The following is a 15845-nucleotide window of genomic DNA, read 5'->3' on the forward strand; positions in this document are numbered from 1 at the left end:
GCCGGAGCCGTATCGTTACACAGCTGTTCCGTGCGTGTAAAGCGCCTGCGCCATGACCGGCCCGCAAGAAATCCGCGGAATTTCTGTTGTCCCGGCCCTCCCGGCGTATCTACCACACTGCCGCCTTCCACCGAGACGGCAGTTACCGCTCGTGTTCATCTGGGAGCGCTCCTGCTTCGTGAGAGGACCGGAACCGTGTCCACACCTGATCCCCGAAGGCGCCGCCCGTCCCCGGCCGCCGTCCCCATCCGCCGGGCCGCGCTCGTCGCGCTCGTCACGGCCGTCCCCGCTGCTGTGGTGGGCTTCTCGATGCTTCCCTCGGAGGCAGCCGCACTGCCCCCGGCGGGCGCCATCTATCAGCTCGCCGTCGCGAAGAGCGGCATGTGCATCGACGTGCCGGCCGCGTCGAAGGACAACAGCGTCCTGCTCCAGCAGTGGGGTTGCACGTCCGGTGCCACCTGGCAGCAGTTCAAGCTCACGGCTGTCGGCTCGAATTATCAGCTGGTCAACGTTAACAGCGGCAAGTGCATCGACGTGCCCGCCGCGTCGACGACCTCGGGTGTCCAGTTGCAGCAGTACACGTGTGTCTCCAGTCAGACGAATCAGTTGTGGTCGCTGGTGGCGAGCGGGACGAACACGTTCCAGATCGTGAACGCGGGCAACAAGCTGTGCGTCAGTGACAAGGATGCGTCGACGTCGTCGGGGGCGGCGATCATCCAGGAGACGTGCACCGCGAACTCGAACAAGCAGTGGGCGTTCAACGCCGTCGGGAACTCGGGCACGCCGACCGTGGCCGCGGACGGCACGGGGAAGTACACCACCGTGCAGGCGGCGATCGACGCGGTGCCCGCCAACGCTACGACGCGGCAGGTCATCACGATCAAGGCCGGCACGTACAGGGAGATCGTCACGATCCCGTCGAACAAGCCGTACGTCACGCTGCAGGGCCTGGGCTCCTCGGCCTCGAACACGGTGATCGTCAACAATCACAGCTCGGCCGGCGGGTACGGGACCTCGGGCAGCGCCACGGCGTTCGTCAACGGGCACGACTTCCTCGCCACGAACCTGACCATCAGCAACGACTACGGCGAGGGCAGCCAGGCCGTCGCCGCGAACCTCAACGCCGACCGGTCGGTGTTCAGCAACGTCCGGTTCCTCGGCAACCAGGACACGCTGCTGGTCAACAACTACCGCGCGTACGTCGTGAACTCGTACGTCGAGGGCACCGTGGACTTCATCTTCGGCGGCGCCACCACGGTGTTCAACGCGACCACGATCCACGAGAAGCGTACGAGCGGTGGCCCGATCACCGCTGCGAACACCGATGCCACCAAGACGTACGGCATCCTCGTCTACAAGTGCACGGTCACCGGCGCGGCGAACAACGTCACGCAGCTGGGCCGGCCCTGGGGTCCGAACGCGCAGGTGCTGTATCGCGAGTCGAACCTCAGCGCGACGATCAAGACCGCGCAGCCGTGGACCGACATGTCCGGCAACACGTGGCAGAACGCGCGGTTCCTCGAATACAAGAACACCGGCTCCGGCGCGGGCACCAACAGCAACCGCCCGCAGCTGAGCGACTCGGCCGCGCCGTCCTACACCCCGCAGAAATACCTGGCCGGCAGTGACGGCTGGAACCCGATCGGCTGAGAGGCATCCCCGTGAAGATCTCCCTGAAACGACGAGCCGCACTGCTCATCGGCATCCCCGCCGTGGTGGTGGGCTACTCGATGCTGCCCTCGGAAGCAGCCGCACTCCCACCGGCGGGTGCCACCTATCAGCTCGCCGTCGCCAAGAGCGGCAAGTGCATCGACGTCCCGGCCGCGTCGAAGGACAACAGCGTCCTGCTCCAGCAGTGGGGCTGCACGTCCGGCGCCACCTGGCAGCAGTTCAAGCTCACCGCGGTCGGCTCGAACTACCAGCTGGTCAACGTTAACAGCGGCAAGTGCATCGACGTGCCCGCCGCCTCGACGACCTCGGGCGTTCAGCTGCAGCAGTACACGTGTGTCTCCAGCCAGACGAATCAGTTGTGGTCGCTGGTGGCGAGCGGGACGAACACGTTCCAGATCGTCAACGCCGGCAACAAGCTGTGCATCAGTGACAAGGACGCGTCGACCGAATCGGGTGCGGCGATCATCCAGGAGACGTGCACGGCGAACACGAACAAGCAGTGGGCGTTCAACGCGGTCGGCGGGCGCTCCTGGCCGGCGGTGGCGGACGGCTTCGCGTCGACCGGTGGCGGCACGACCGGTGGTGCGGCGGGGACGACGGTCACGGTGAGCACGCTCGCGGACCTGACGAAATACGTCACGGCCACGGAACCGTACGTCATCCGCGTGCAGGGCGCGATCACCGTCACCCCCAAGGGCACCGAGCTCAAGGTGCAGTCCAACAAGACGATCGTCGGCGTCGGGACCAGCGGCAACATCGTCGGCGGAGGCTTCTTCCTCGGCACCGGCGTGCACAACGTCATCATCCGGAACCTCACCATCCGGGACGCGGCGATGCCCGAGGACGACCCGGACGACAAGGTCTACGACTACGACGGCATCCAGATGGACACCGCCGACCATGTCTGGATCGACCACAACACGATCACCCGGATGAACGACGGCCTGATCGACAGCCGCAAGGACACGAGCTACCTGACCGTCTCCTGGAACGTCCTGGCCAGCGAGAACAAGGCGTTCGGCATCGGCTGGACCGACAACGTCACGGCCCGCATGACGATCCACCACAACTGGATCCGCGACACCAACCAGCGCAACCCCAGCGTCGACAACGTCGCGTACGCCCACCTCTACAACAACTACCTGCAGAACGTGACGTCGTACGGCAACCTCTCCCGGGGCGCGACCAAACTGGTGCTGGAGAACAGCTACTTCAGCAACGTCGTCAACCCGTACTACAACGACACCTCGGCCGCCCAGCTCAAGCAGAGCGGCAGCATCGTCGTGAACAGCTCGGGCAAACAGCAGACCAACGGGTCAGCCTTCACCCCGAGCACCTTCTACGCCTACACCCTCGACCCCGCAGCCGACGTCCCGAGCCTGCTGGCGACCTACGCCGGACCCCAGGCGAACATCGGGTCCTGACCGGGCGTGCAGCGTCACCAGCCGGCGGCACCCGGCTGGTGACGCCGCACACCGACCGGGCGGCCCAACGCACGAAGCGCCGGGACCATTTGCCAGTCTGCAGCCTCTACAGTGGTGACGTAGCGGCAGCAGCGAGACCCACTGCCTGAACACCGCGTCCGGCGAAGAGGGCAGCGGGATCAACTTCCCGGGCGCGCTGGACCTGGACTACAGCAACATCGCCTGATTGCCGCCATGGGCGGGCAGCGAGTCGGCGACTGGTCGCGTCCTCGCGCGGTGGGTGCTGATAAAGGCTGGTTGACGTGGTCTTCCGTGGTCCCCGCGACTAGGGTTCACAGGATGCGGGACGTTCTCGGCGAGCTGGTGAAGGCGTGGCGTCTCGGTGAGCCCGCCGCGCTGGCGACCGTGACCGCGACCTGGTCGAGTGCGCCTCGCCAGCCGGGTGCCGCGATGGTGGTGCACGCTGACGGGGTGGTGGCCGGCAGCGTCTCGGGTGGGTGTGTCGAGGGCGCTGTCTACGAGCTGTGCCGGGAGGTCGCCGGGTCGGGGGTGCCGCGGACAGCGCGGTTCGGGATCACCGACGACGACGCTTTCGAGGTGGGGCTGCCGTGCGGCGGGACGATCGAGCTGTTCGTGGAGCCAGCGGGCTTTCCCGAGCTGGGGGTTCTGGCCGGGGAGGTTGCGGCCGGGCGGCCCGTCGCGCTGCTGACCGGCGTCGAGGGCAGGGCCGGGCGGCATCTGGTCCTCACCGCGGCCGGGCGGCACGGCTCGCTGGGGCACGACCGGCTCGATGACGCCGCGACCGACGACGGGCGGGGCCTGCTCGCGGCCGGGCGCAGCGGGCTGCTGCACTACGGGCCGGACGGGCAGCGGCGGGGGACCGGTGCGACGGTGCTGGTGACCTCGTTCGCGCCGCCGGCGCGCATGCTCGTCTTCGGGGCGACGGATCATGCGGCGGCGGTGGCGCGGATCGGGTCGTTCCTCGGCTACCGGGTGACCGTGTGTGATGCGCGGCCGGTGTTCGCGACGGCGAAACGCTTCCCCGAGGCGGACGAGGTGGTCGTCGACTGGCCGCACCGCTATCTCGCGGCGGAGGCCGGGGCGGGGCGGCTCGACGCGCGTACGGTCGCCTGCGTGCTCACCCACGACACGAAGTTCGACGTCCCGGTTCTCGAGGTCGCCCTGAGACTGCCGATCGCGTACATCGGCGCGATGGGCTCACGGCGTACCCATGATGATCGGTTGAAGCGGCTCCGCGAGACCGGCCTGACCGAAACGGAGATCGCGCGACTGTCCTCCCCGATCGGTCTCGACCTCGGCGCGCGCACGCCGGAGGAGACCGCGGTCAGTGTGGCGGCCGAGATCGTCGCGTTGCGGTGGCAGGGCAGCGGGGAGCGGCTGACCGCGACCTCGGGGCCGATTCACGGCATTAGTTAGATCACAGGTCGCCGGCGGGATCCTGCAGTCGATTGGCAGATGGCCCGGGATCCGGTGCGGGGAAGCATTCGATGTGCCACGGGACGTTCCCGGGGCACATCGAAGGGGATGGCATGCCTTACATCACCGCAGCGGACGGCGCACAGATCTTCTACAAGGACTGGGGCCAGGGCCAGCCGGTCATCTTCAGCCACGGATGGCCGCTCAACGGCGACGCGTGGGACGTCGAGATGAAGCTCGCGGCGGACAACGGCTTCCGGGCGATCGCGCACGACCGCCGGGGTCACGGCCGCTCCGAGCAGACCTGGGCCGGCAACGACATGGACACGTACGCCGCCGACCTGGCCGCGCTCGTGGACGAGCTCAACCTCACCGACATCATCCTGGTCGGCCACTCGACCGGTGGCGGCGAGGTCGTCCGGTTCGCCGCCCGCCACGGCGCCGGCCGGGTCGCCAAGATCGCCACCGCGGGTGCGGTGCCGCCGGTCATGGTCAAGAAGGAGTCGAACCCGGACGGCCTGCCGATCGAGGTGTTCGACGGGATCCGTGAGGGTGTCCTCAACGACCGCTCGCAGTTCTTCCAGGACCTGTCCGAGTCGTTCTTCGGCATCAACCACGGCACCGGCATCTCGCAGGGCCAGCGCGACCAGTTCTGGCGGCTCGGCATGCAGATGAGCCTCAAGGGCGCCTACGACTGCATCAAGGCGTTCTCGGAGTCCGACTTCACCGAGGACCTCAAGTCCCTCGACGTGCCGTTCTTCCTCGCGCACGGCGACGACGACCAGATCGTCCCGATCGCCGACGCCGCGCTCAAGACCGTCGACCTGGTCAAGAACGTGCAGCTGAAGGTCTACCCGGGCGCCCCGCACGGCATCGCCGGTGAGTACCAGAAGGCCCTCGACGCCGACCTGATCGAGTTCTTCAAGAGCTGAGCACGGCACAAGGGGGCGGCGCCGGTCATCGGCGCCGCCCCCTTTGCGTTCCACCGGTCAGACCCGCTCACGGTCGGCCGGGCGGACCGGCACCGCCAGGTCGGTGAGGGCGGCATCCGGGTGCGGCGGCGTCCTGACCCGCAGCGCGATCCCGGCCGCGACCAGGCAGGCCACCGCGCCGACGCCCAGCGCCGCCCGCGGGCCCGCCGAACCGCTGATCCACCCGGTCAGCGCGCTGCCGATCGGCGTCGTGCCCGTGTAGACGAAGACCCACAACGCCATGACGTGCCCGCGGAAGTCCGGCGCGGAGTGCAGCTGGAGCGTCGTCGAGGCGAGCGTGGTGAAGGCGAAGGCCGCAATGCCGGTGATCACCAAGGTCACCGAAGCGATGAGTACGCCCGGAGCAGCCGCGGTCGCCGCCAGCGCCACCCCGAACGCGAGCGCGGTCGCCGCCAGATACCGTCTGCGCGGATGCGGGATCAGGCCGACCCCGAGCGACCCGCCGACCGAGCCGACGCTGAGCATCGTCGACAGCAACCCGTACGTGCCGCCGGAACCGTGCAGCGACTGGCTGGCGAAGACCGGCAGCACCACCGCGAAGTTGAACGCGAACAGGCCGACCAGCCCCATCATCGCGAGCGGCAACCACAACTGCTGACGGCTGCGGGCGTACGCGATCCCGTCCCGGACGCCACCGGAGCGGCGGGCGCCCGCGTGGCCGGTGCGCAGCGGCCTGATCGCCGCCAGCGCGACCAGAACAGCCAGGTACGACAGCGCGTTGATGCCGAAGCACGGCGTGGTACCGACGCCGACGATCAGCACCCCGGCGACCGCGGGCCCGACCACCCGGGCACTGTTGAAGACCACCCCGTTCAGGCTCGCCGCGCTGGTCAGATCGCCCGGCGGGACCAGATCGCTGACGAACGCCTGCCGGGCCGGCGAGTCGACGATCGAGACGACCCCACCGAGCGCCGAGATGGCCACGATGACGGGCACGCTCGCCTGCCCGTTCGCGGCGAGCAGCCACAGCGCGGCAGCAAGCACGCCCAGCACCGCCTGCGTGACCATGAGAAGTTTCCGCAGGTCGAAGCGGTCTACGAGGCTGCCACCCCAGGGCCCGAACAGCAGCGACGGCAACCCGCCCGCGGCGATCACGAGGCCCAGCGCGGTGGCCGACCCGGTCAGTTGCAGCACGAGCCACCCCGCGGCGGTCTGCTGCACGAACGAACCGCTCGCCGACACGATCTGACCGCCGAAATACCATCGGAACGGCGTGGAACGCAGGGCACGGAAAAGGTTGGTGTGCGTCGAGGTCACCGGGCCAGCGTCCGGCGCCGGGCCGGTGGCGGCATCCGCCAGTTGACTGCAGCGAACCGGTAGGGTCTGTGGCGATGCGCACGAAGGAACAGCTCACCGACTCCATCCGGCGCGGACGCAGGGCGGTTCTCATCGTCAACGCGCATTCCCGCCGGGGCCGGCAACTCTACGAGACCGCGCACGCGCAGCTGACCGCTGCCGGCTTCGAGCTGCTCCGGGCGTACCCGTGGGATCGGCAGGAAGACCTCGAGACGACGATAGCCGCAGCCATCGCTGAGGGCCCGGATCTGCTCGTCGCGGGCGGCGGGGACGGCACGATCAGCACGGCGGCCCGCCTGCTCGCCCACCGCGACATCGCCCTCGGTCTGCTACCCCTGGGAACGACCAACAATTTCGCGCGTACGGTCGGAGTCCCGCTGGACCTGGCCGAGGCGATCGCCACGCTGACGTCCGGGAAGGTGATCGACGTCGACCTGGGCATCGCGGGGGACACCCTGTTCACCAACCACGTCGGCATCGGCCTGTCCGCCGAGGTCATGGTCGCCGCCCCGCCCGCGCTGAAACGGGTCACCGGCCGCCTCGCGTACCCGATGACAGCCCTGGCCCTGCTCACCCGGCACCGCCCCATGCACGCCGTCGTCCGCGCGCAGGGCCGCTCCCACGAATACACCACCCACCAGCTCTACGTCGCCAACGGCGGCTTCCACGCCGGGCGCCCGATCACCGCGGACGCCCACGCCGACGACCGGCTCCTGGTCACCTATCCGGTGGGCGGCCGGACCCGCTGGCAGCTCCTGCGCGAAACCGCCCGCAACGCAGCGACCGGCCACCGCCGCACCCTGCACACCGACCCGTTCCTGGCGACCGGCGAGGTGCTGCTGGAGACGGACCGCCCCGCCCGCGTCGAGGTGGACGGCGAACCTGCCGGCCACACCCCGCTGCGCATAAGCCTCGCCGCCAACGCCCTGCGCATCATGGCCCCGCCCGGCACCCCCGACCACTGACACACCCGGCCCTACCGCGACAGTTTCTCCAGGTCACGCTCGCAGAACCGGTGGTGAGCCCATTCCTCGCCGAGCACCGTGCCGAGGCACTGCCGCACGGTGCGCCCCCTGGCATACGGCGGCCATCGTTCGTCCTCCGGGACCGGCGCGGTCCTCGCGAGCTGCTCGGGCGTCACCCCGGCCAGCCACGTCCCGATCTCCGAAGCCTGCCGTCCCCGCACGGCGAGCACCTCGTCGAGGCCCGGTCGAGCATCCGGGTCGAGCTCGGCCTCCTGGTCCATGACGTGCGGCGGGCCCAGCCCCATGGCCGTGAACGGTTCGGTGAGCCCGAGCAGGCAGCGCCGGAACCAGGAATCATGCACGAACACCAGATGCCGCAGCGTCTCGACCATCGACCACTCACCGTCGACGCCACGATGCTCACTGCCCGCGGGCATGGACCGGACCCGCCCGGTGGTCGCCATCCAACCGTCCCGCAGGTGCCGCCAGGCCTCCCGCAGGTCATCCGGCTCATCGGAGCGGATCAGCACCCGAACCGGATGCCGGCGATCGAGCTCCGCCTCGACATAGGGCATCACCTCGACCCCGTTCACCACGAGACCGGTGACCATCCCGTCGATCACGGCATCCCGCATGACCACGCCGACCATCCGCGTTCCACTCAGGTCACATTCCCGGAACTCCGCCCCGGCGAGATCCTCATCGTGGAAGCGTCGCATGCGGACAGGTTAGTGTCCTGAGCCGCTGTTCGCTCGTCGGTTCGGCCCGGATGGATCACCCTTTTCCCAGCCGATGCCAGTGGCGTTCCGGGGGCGGATCATGGCCCCTACTTGACATCTGATGCCGCAGAAGATCGCGGCTCAGCCGGTTTCGGCGCAACTTCGTGCCCGAATCACCGGCCGTCCCATCCGGGTGAGCGAGCCGGACAGCTCAGCCACGGACCCGGCCAGGTCGTGACCCAGCACTACCGCGGCCCATCAGCCGGGCCCATGGCGGGGACGGGGCAGCGGTGTACGCAGTGGAGTCGTTAGGGTCTGCTCGTGAGTGTGGATCGGGGGGCGGGCCGGCTGTTTGCGGGCGTGGCGGTGGCCGGGGTGGGCGGTGGGCTGCTGGCTCTCGCCGTGGTGGCCGTGCTGAGTCCGGCGTTCGTGGTGGGGCTGGCGCCGGCGTGGTTCACCGATCATGGAACCGCGCGCGTGGTTCTCCGGGTTGCCGGGCTGGTCGCTGTCGTTCTGGCCGCGGCGGGTCTCGTGTGGGGTGCGCTGTGGGCGCGTGCCGCCGGGCACCTGCCGGAGCCGGGTTCGGTGCTGAGGACAGCGGTCCGGGCGTTGCCGGGCGTGGTTGTCGTCGCGGTGTGGCTCGGCGCGCTGGTGCTGGCGTTTCTGGCCGACACCGAGCCCGGGCGGGTGCACGACGCCGCGCCGGGACTGCTCGGTGAGTACGCGAGTATCGACGACGTCATGCTGGGGACCGGGCTGGTGATCGTCGGCGTTCCGGCGGTGGTGGCGATGGTGGCCGGTCTTCGCGGGGCGAAGGGTGCAGCCGGTTTCCTGGCGGTGCTGGCTGTCGTGCTGGTTCTCCCTGCCGTGCTGTTGCTGCGCGACGGCCGCAACGCGCTCCAGGACGAGCGGCGTTCGGACCGCACCGAATGCGTGTACTTCGTCGGCGGATACGACTGCCCCGACGCGTGACGCCCGAGATGCCGTAACGGCATCCCGGGCGGGGGTGACGCGGCGGGGTCAGCGGGTGATGGCCGCGGCGACCGCCGGGTACCACTTGGCGGCGATCTTGACGTTGCCCGCGTCGCTGGGGTGGACGCCGTCGTAGGTATCGGTGGTCGTGTCGAAGCCGGTCCACTGGTCGACCACCGTGATCGGGGAGGCCGTGGTGGTGAGGGAGGCTGCCCAGGCGGGGATGGCGGCGTTGAGGGTGACGACGCGCTGGGCGCATTCGGTGCAGCTGGACGGGTTCATGGGGATGATCTGGGCGACGATGATCTTCATGGCCGGGTTCTGCGTGCGCATCTGGCCGACGAGTTTGGTGAACGCCGCCAGGATGGTGGTGGCGGGGATGTTGCTCCAGACGTCGTTGGTGCCGAAGTGCATCAGGACGACGTCGGGGGAGCTCGCCGAGAGCCACGCCGGAAGCTGGTTCTGCTCGGCGACGCTTGCGGCGAGGAAGCCGCCGTGGCCCTCGTTCTCGCCGTCGTAGGTGAAGCCGCAGCCCTGGGCGGGCAGCGTACCCACGAAGTCGACCTGGGCGGCCGGGAGTTTCTGCCAGAGCAGGGCCCGCCAGCAGCCGGGGGAGCCGGTGATCGAGTCACCCAGGGCCATGATCTTGACGGGGGTGCCGGCGGGCGGGGGCGTGGTCGTCGGAGGCGTGGTGGTCGGAGGCGTGGTGGTCGGGGGCGTGGTGGTCGGCGGGCTGGTGGGGACGCTGCCGGTGCAGGTGGTGCCGTTCAGGGCGAACGAGGACGGGGTGGCGCCCGTGCCCGAGCCGTTGAAGCCGAATGACGTGGTCGCGTTGGTGGACAGCGCGCCGTTCCAGGCGGCGTTGCGGACCGTGACGGCCGCGCCCGACTGGGTGGCCGCGCCGTTCCAGAGCTGGGTGATGGTCTGGCCGGAGGGGAACGCGAACGCGAGGGACCACGCGGTGACCGGGTCGCCCAGGTTGGTGATCGAGACGGACGCGCCGAAGCCACCGGGCCACTGGCTGGTCGTCGCGTAGTCGACGCGGCAACCGGCTGCCGCCTGCGCGGGCCCGCCGGTCGCGACGACGGCCGTGGCAGTCGCGGCGGTCAGCAGGGCGAGCGCGATGAGGGGGATCTTCCGTGGGCTCATGGGGGTCCTCCCGGACGAGGGAAATTGATCGCATCATGGCATGGGAGCGCTTCCAAAACAATTTCCCGATCATTACGGCAACTTGACAGGGAGATTAATGGGCGTCAGTGTGGGAGCGCTCCCGTACAATCACGTACGTCAATGTGAGGTGACCATGCCCAAGACATCGGCGGTGGCCGTGGCAGTCCTCGGCGCGAGCTTCCTGATAGCCCCGGTGGCACACGCGCAAGCAGCCCCGGTGGCACACGCGCAAGCAGCCACGGCGGCGGACGCGCAGGCCGCCCCCGCGCTGTTCGCCAAGCAGATCGAGAACCTCGACCGCGGCCTGGTCAGCGTCCGCTCCGGCACCGGCAACCTGGTGACCTGGCGGCTGCTGGCAACCGATCCCGCGGGCGTGGGCTTCAACGTCTACCGCGGCACCACGAAGGTCACCGCGTCGCCGGTCACCGCGTCCACGAACTATCTCGACGCGGGCGCCGCGGCCGGCTCCGCGTACACCGTGCGGGCCGTGATCGGCGGTGTCGAACAGGCAGCCTCGGGGGCGTCGCTCAATTTCGCGAACGGTTATCTGGACGTGCCGATCCAGAATCCCAACAGCTCGCTCTACGCGGCGAACGACGCCAGTGTCGGCGATCTCGACGGGGACGGGAAGCTCGACCTCGTGCTCAAGTGGGATCCGCTGAACTCGAAGGACAACTCGCAGTCCGGGGTCACCGATCCGGTCTACGTCGACGGCTACAAGCTCGACGGGACCCGGTTGTGGCGGATCAATCTGGGGCGCAACATCCGGGCGGGGGCGCACTACACCCAGTTCCAGGTGTACGACTACGACGGCGACGGTGACGCGGAGATCGCCATGAAGACCGCCGACGCGACCGTCTCCGGCACCGGGCAGGTCATCGGCTCCGCGAGCGCCGACTACCGCAACTCCAGCGGCTACATCCTCACCGGGCCGGAATTCCTGACCGTGTTCGACGGGCGCAACGGCGCGGCGCTGTCGACCGTGGACTACGTGCCGCCGCGCGGGACCGTCTCGTCGTGGGGCGACTCGTACGGCAACCGTGTCGACCGGTTCCTCGCCGGCACCGCGTATCTCGACGGGTCGCGTCCCAGCATCATCATGGCCCGCGGCTACTACACCCGCAGCGTCGTGGTCGCGTGGGACTTCCGCAACGGGACGCTGACCCGGCGCTGGACGTTCGACAGCAACAGCTCCACGAACTCCGGCACGGCGGGGCAGGGCAACCACCAGCTGTCGGTCGCCGACGTGGACGCCGACGGCAAGGACGAGATCATCTACGGCGCGCTGGCGATCGACGACAACGGCGCGAAGCTGTGGAACACCGGGCTCGGGCACGGCGACGCGATGCACGTCGGCGATCTCGACCCGTCACGCCCGGGGCTGGAGGAGTTCAAGGTCGACGAGGACTCCAGCAAACCGTCGTCGTGGTTCGCGGACGCGCGTACCGGTCAGATCATCTGGTCGACCCCCGCCAACGGCGACAACGGCCGCGGGGTCTCCGGCGACATCTGGTCGGGCAGCGCGGGCGCCGAGTCCTGGTCCGCGGCGGCCGACGGCGTGCGCAGCCCCTCCGGTGCCGTGGTGGCGAGCCGCAAGCCCGGCTCGACGAACTTCCTGGCCTGGTGGGACGGCGACCCGGTGCGCGAGCTGCTCGACGGCACGCACATCGACAAGTACGGCACGAGCGCCGACACCCGGCTGCTGACGGCATCCGGCGTTCACTCGAACAACAGCACCAAGTCGACACCGTCACTCTCCGGTGATCTGCTCGGTGACTGGCGTGAGGAAGTGATCTGGCCGACAACCGACAACACGGCGCTGCGGATCTACTCCACGCCGATCCAGACGGACCGGCGGATCACGACGCTGCTCCAGGACACCCAGTACCGCACGGCCCTGGCCTGGCAGAACACCGCTTACAACCAACCGCCGCACCCGAGCTTCTTCATCGGCAACGGCATGTAGGCCCCGGGCGGGGAGAGGGGCGGCGTGCCACCCGCACGCCGCCCCTTGCCGGGCACTGACAAGATTCTCGCCATGGCGATGCCGCTCTATGTAACCGTGTCCGGCGCGGACCAGTTGATGTTCCCCGGCGACGGCCGTGTCGTCGTCGGCCGTGACCCCCACTGCACCGTCGTCCTCGGCGACAACGGCGTCTCCCGCGAGCACTGCCACTTCGAGCTGCGTGGCCACCAGTGGACCGTGGTCGACACCAGCCGCAACGGGACGTACCTCGGCTCCGAGCGGATCACCGCGCTCGCCCTGAGGCCTGGCATCCCCACCGTGCTGCGCCTCGGTAATCTCGACGCCGGGCCGGTCCTGACCGTGCACGCGGGAGACGCCGGCGACGAGGGCGCGGAGCCGACCTCCCTGGCCATGGCCCCCATCGCCGTCGCGGCACCCGAGTCGGTCCGCGAGCAGTACCCCTTCCCAGGGAGGCCGCTCACGATCGGCCGCCAGCCGGACAACGACGTGATCGTCGACGACCTGCTGGTCTCGCGCTACCACGCCACCGTCGCCGTGGCGCAGCCCGGCGTCGCAGTGGTCACCGATCTCGGCGGCCGCAACGGCACGTTCGTCAACGGTCACCCCGTGCACCGCTCCTCGCTGCTGCCCGGCGACCGGCTCACCATCGGCCGTTCCACGTTCAGCTTCGACGGCATCGGCGCGCTGCGTGAGCACGGTGAGGCGCCGGAGACCTCCCTCGCCGCGCAGAACCTCACCGTCCGCTACGGCGAGACCCGCGTCATCTCCGACATCACGTTCTCGGTGCCGCCGGGCTCGCTGATCGCGATCATCGGTCCCAGCGGCGCCGGCAAGTCCACCCTGCTGCGCGCCCTGACCGGCGCCCGGGCGGCCGACGAGGGCCACGTCTACGTCGACGGCATCGACCTGTACCCGTCCTACGACGAGGTTCGCCACCGCATCGGCCTGGTCCCGCAGGAGGACGTCCTGCACGATCAACTGCAGTTGGTCCAGGCCCTGCGTTACGCGGCGGCTCTGCGTCTGCCCGACGACGTGCCTTCCTCGGTACGCGACCAGCGCGTCGACGAGGTCCTCACCCAGCTCGACCTCACCAAGCAGCGCGACCTGCCGATCCACCGCCTCTCCGGCGGTCAGCGCAAACGGGCCTCCGTCGCGATGGAGCTGCTCACCGAGCCGTCCCTGCTCTACCTCGACGAACCCACCTCCGGCCTCGACCCGCTGCTCGACCGCGAGGTGATGCGCCAGCTCCGCAGCCTCGCCGACCGCGGCCGCACCGTCGTGGTCGTCACCCACAGCACCCTGCACCTCGACGCCTGCCACAACGTCCTCGCCCTGGCCCGCGGCGGCCGCGTCGCGTACTTCGGCCCGCCCGCCGGCCTGCTCGACCACTTCGGCGCCCGCGACTACGCCGACGCGTTCAGCGCGCTCAGCGAGGAAGCCACCGAGTGGGCCGGCCTGCACTCGCTCACCGCGCAGCCGAAGACCCGCGAGCGCTTCGGCCAGGCAGCGTCCCCGGCCCCGCCCAAGCAGGGCATGCTGCGCCAGACCGGCCTGCTCATGCATCGCGCGACGACGCTGCTGCTGGCCGACCGCCGGCAGTGGATGATGCTCGTCGGCCTCCCGTTCGTCCTGGCCGCCGTGGTGCAGACCGCCCCACCCGAGGCGAGCCTGCGCTGGGAACCCGGCCCACCCCAGACCGGCGCCGCGACGCTGCTCGTCATCCTGGTGCTCGGGGCCGCCTTCATGGGCATGGCCGGCAGCATCCGCGAGCTCGTCGCCGAACGCCCCATCTACCAGCGCGAATGGGCGATCGGGCTGCGCTCCGGCGCGTACCTGGGCTCGAAGATCGCAGTGAGCGCGATCATCTGCGTCCTGCAAGCGATAGTCCTGGGCCTATTGGGTCTGCTCGGCCGTGACCTGCCCGCCTCGGGTGTCCTCCTGGCCAGCCCCCGCCTCGAACTGATCGTCGTGCTCGCCCTGACCGCGTTCACCGCCGCGATGGCCGGCCTGCTCGCCAGCGCCCTAGCCCAGCGCGCCGAACACACCATGTCCATCCTGGTCGTCGCCATCATGGCCCAGCTCGTCCTCAGCGGCGGCCTCTACAGCATCGGCGGCCGGCCGTGGTTGCAGGCTCTGGCGTTGTTCAGCCCAACCCGCTGGGGCTTCGCCTCCGGCGCCGTCACGGTCGACCTGCGCACGTTCCACATCCTGCTGCCCGCCGACGGCCTGTGGACGTACACCGTGGGGGCCTGGTGGTTCGCCATGGGCGCGCTCGCGACACTGGGCCTGGCCTACATCGTTGCCACCCGCATCATCCTGCGCCTGCAGGAACAGCGACCGAAACGAAAGGGCTGAGTTCGGTGTTCGGACGAGGTACGCGTGCGGCCACCGGCGGCGCCCTGATCGTCGAGGGCCTCGCGGGCATCGACACACCCGGACGCAAGCGGGCGGGGCTGCTCGGCTCCCTGGCGATCCTCGCGATCGGCCTGATCTTCGTCGCCGCCGGCTGGTTCTGGCACAGCCAGCACGTCCCGTTCCCCGGCGGCGGCACCGCCACCGGCACGATCACCGGCGCCGAACGCAGCCGCAACAACGACAACCGCACGATGTACGCGAAGGTCTACACCTTCACCACCGCCGAGGGCCGCGAGATCACGGTCACCGAGCCGGAGACCAGCAGCACCCGCCCCGAGCTGGGCGAGAAGGTCACCGTCTCCTACCGCCCGAACGACCCGGAAGCCGCCCGCATAGTCCCGGACCACGACTGGCTCCCGTTCGGCATCATGGCCATCGGCGCCCTGGTCGCCGTGATCGGCCTGGTCACCTTCCTGATCCGCCTCACGACCCTGATCACCGGCATCGTCCTGCTCACCAGCTCCGCCCGCCGCCGCGACTGAGCTGACCGCGACCGCGCTGACCGCGACCGCGCTGACCGTGACCGCGCTGACCGTGACCGCGCTGACCGTGACCGCGCTGACCGTGACCGCGCTGACCGCGACCGCGCTGACCGCGACCGGCGGTAGGAGGGCTGTGGAATTTTTTGCGCCTTTTGCGCCCTGCCGGATTGTCGATGATCGTTTGACGCGGCGGACAACACGGCGTGTCACCGTGGTGGCTGATGCGCTGAATCCCGATAGGCATTCTCGTGGCGACGCACTCGAAGCACGGCGGGATTCTGTATGACGAACCGCAGTGAAGTGATCTCAGCAAGG

Annotated in this window: 13 protein-coding genes; 10 read left to right on the forward strand and 3 right to left on the reverse strand. The window is 69.6% G+C overall.

Annotated elements, in window-relative coordinates; translation table 11 throughout:
- Positions 1–195 precede the first annotated feature (195 nt).
- The 4 genes from Aco04nite_RS45265 to Aco04nite_RS45280 all read left to right on the forward strand — a co-directional run bounded on the left by Aco04nite_RS45265 (position 196) and on the right by Aco04nite_RS45280 (position 5464).
- Positions 196–1650 (forward strand): pectinesterase family protein, encoded by a 1455-nt coding sequence (locus Aco04nite_RS45265; protein WP_244876771.1) that lies wholly within the window; start codon positions 196–198, stop codon positions 1648–1650.
- 11 nt (positions 1651–1661) lie between these two features.
- Positions 1662–3095 (forward strand): RICIN domain-containing protein, encoded by a 1434-nt coding sequence (locus Aco04nite_RS45270; RefSeq protein WP_244876772.1) that lies wholly within the window; start codon positions 1662–1664, stop codon positions 3093–3095.
- A gap of 339 nt (positions 3096–3434) precedes the next feature.
- Positions 3435–4532 carry an XdhC family protein gene (locus tag Aco04nite_RS45275; RefSeq protein WP_213003361.1) on the forward strand — a complete coding sequence of 366 codons (1098 nt, stop codon included), beginning with the start codon at positions 3435–3437 and terminating at the stop codon, positions 4530–4532.
- Between the two features lie 113 nt (positions 4533–4645).
- Complete coding sequence (locus tag Aco04nite_RS45280; protein WP_213003362.1) at positions 4646–5464, forward strand: alpha/beta fold hydrolase; 819 nt, start codon at positions 4646–4648, stop codon at positions 5462–5464.
- Positions 5465–5521: 57 nt separating this feature from the next.
- On the opposite strand, the gene Aco04nite_RS45285 is transcribed toward Aco04nite_RS45280, so the two are convergent.
- Positions 5522–6781: an MFS transporter gene (locus Aco04nite_RS45285; protein ID WP_213003363.1), complete on the reverse strand. Its 1260-nt coding sequence runs from the start codon at positions 6779–6781 to the stop codon at positions 5522–5524.
- A 74-nt stretch (positions 6782–6855) separates the two neighbouring features.
- On the opposite strand from Aco04nite_RS45285, the gene Aco04nite_RS45290 reads away from it, so the two are divergent.
- The gene (locus tag Aco04nite_RS45290) at positions 6856–7785 is read left to right on the forward strand and encodes a diacylglycerol/lipid kinase family protein (protein WP_213003364.1); all 930 of its coding nucleotides are present in this window, start codon (positions 6856–6858) and stop codon (positions 7783–7785) included.
- Positions 7786–7796: 11 nt separating this feature from the next.
- Here Aco04nite_RS45290 and Aco04nite_RS45295 read toward each other — a convergent pair whose 3' ends face one another.
- Complete coding sequence (locus Aco04nite_RS45295) at positions 7797–8504, reverse strand: DinB family protein (protein WP_213003365.1); 708 nt, start codon at positions 8502–8504, stop codon at positions 7797–7799.
- Positions 8505–8825: 321 nt separating this feature from the next.
- Here Aco04nite_RS45295 and Aco04nite_RS45300 point away from each other — a divergent pair, with 321 nt between their 5' ends.
- Entirely contained in the window at positions 8826–9476 is a 651-nt protein-coding gene (locus Aco04nite_RS45300; RefSeq protein ID WP_213003366.1) for a hypothetical protein, read from the forward strand.
- 48 nt (positions 9477–9524) lie between these two features.
- Here the strand turns inward: Aco04nite_RS45300 and Aco04nite_RS45305 are convergent, their stop codons facing one another.
- Positions 9525–10625: a cellulose binding domain-containing protein gene (locus Aco04nite_RS45305; protein WP_213003367.1), complete on the reverse strand. Its 1101-nt coding sequence runs from the start codon at positions 10623–10625 to the stop codon at positions 9525–9527.
- A 154-nt stretch (positions 10626–10779) separates the two neighbouring features.
- On the opposite strand from Aco04nite_RS45305, the gene Aco04nite_RS45310 reads away from it, so the two are divergent.
- The 4 genes from Aco04nite_RS45310 (at position 10780) to Aco04nite_RS45325 (ending at position 15816) form a co-directional block, all read left to right on the forward strand.
- Positions 10780–12612, forward strand: a complete 1833-nt coding sequence (locus tag Aco04nite_RS45310) for a rhamnogalacturonan lyase (RefSeq protein ID WP_213003368.1) — start codon at positions 10780–10782, stop codon at positions 12610–12612.
- A gap of 72 nt (positions 12613–12684) precedes the next feature.
- Positions 12685–14988, forward strand: coding sequence for an FHA domain-containing protein (locus Aco04nite_RS45315; protein WP_213003369.1), 2304 nt, complete (start codon positions 12685–12687; stop codon positions 14986–14988).
- Positions 14989–14993: 5 nt separating this feature from the next.
- Positions 14994–15530 carry a DUF3592 domain-containing protein gene (locus Aco04nite_RS45320; protein ID WP_213003370.1) on the forward strand — a complete coding sequence of 179 codons (537 nt, stop codon included), beginning with the start codon at positions 14994–14996 and terminating at the stop codon, positions 15528–15530.
- 37 nt (positions 15531–15567) lie between these two features.
- Positions 15568–15816, forward strand: coding sequence for a hypothetical protein (locus Aco04nite_RS45325; protein ID WP_213003371.1), 249 nt, complete (start codon positions 15568–15570; stop codon positions 15814–15816).
- The last annotated feature ends 29 nt before the right edge of the window (positions 15817–15845 follow it).

Source organism: Winogradskya consettensis (assembly GCF_018332715.1).
In the GTDB taxonomy this organism is placed as follows: Bacteria; Actinomycetota; Actinomycetes; order Mycobacteriales; family Micromonosporaceae; genus Actinoplanes; species Actinoplanes consettensis.

What these genes read in the sequence shown, in the direction of transcription:
- Aco04nite_RS45275 (WP_213003361.1), top strand. Translation starts at nt 3,435, where the DNA reads ATGCGGGACGTTCTCGGCGAGCTGGTGAAGGCGTGGCGTCTCGGTGAG.
- Aco04nite_RS45280 (WP_213003362.1), top strand. Translation starts at nt 4,646, where the DNA reads ATGCCTTACATCACCGCAGCGGACGGCGCACAGATCTTCTACAAGGAC.
- Aco04nite_RS45290 (WP_213003364.1), top strand. Translation starts at nt 6,856, where the DNA reads ATGCGCACGAAGGAACAGCTCACCGACTCCATCCGGCGCGGACGCAGG.
- Aco04nite_RS45295 (WP_213003365.1), bottom strand. Translation starts at nt 8,504, where the DNA reads ATGCGACGCTTCCACGATGAGGATCTCGCCGGGGCGGAGTTCCGGGAA.
- Aco04nite_RS45305 (WP_213003367.1), bottom strand. Translation starts at nt 10,625, where the DNA reads ATGAGCCCACGGAAGATCCCCCTCATCGCGCTCGCCCTGCTGACCGCC.
- Aco04nite_RS45310 (WP_213003368.1), top strand. Translation starts at nt 10,780, where the DNA reads ATGCCCAAGACATCGGCGGTGGCCGTGGCAGTCCTCGGCGCGAGCTTC.
- Aco04nite_RS45315 (WP_213003369.1), top strand. Translation starts at nt 12,685, where the DNA reads ATGGCGATGCCGCTCTATGTAACCGTGTCCGGCGCGGACCAGTTGATG.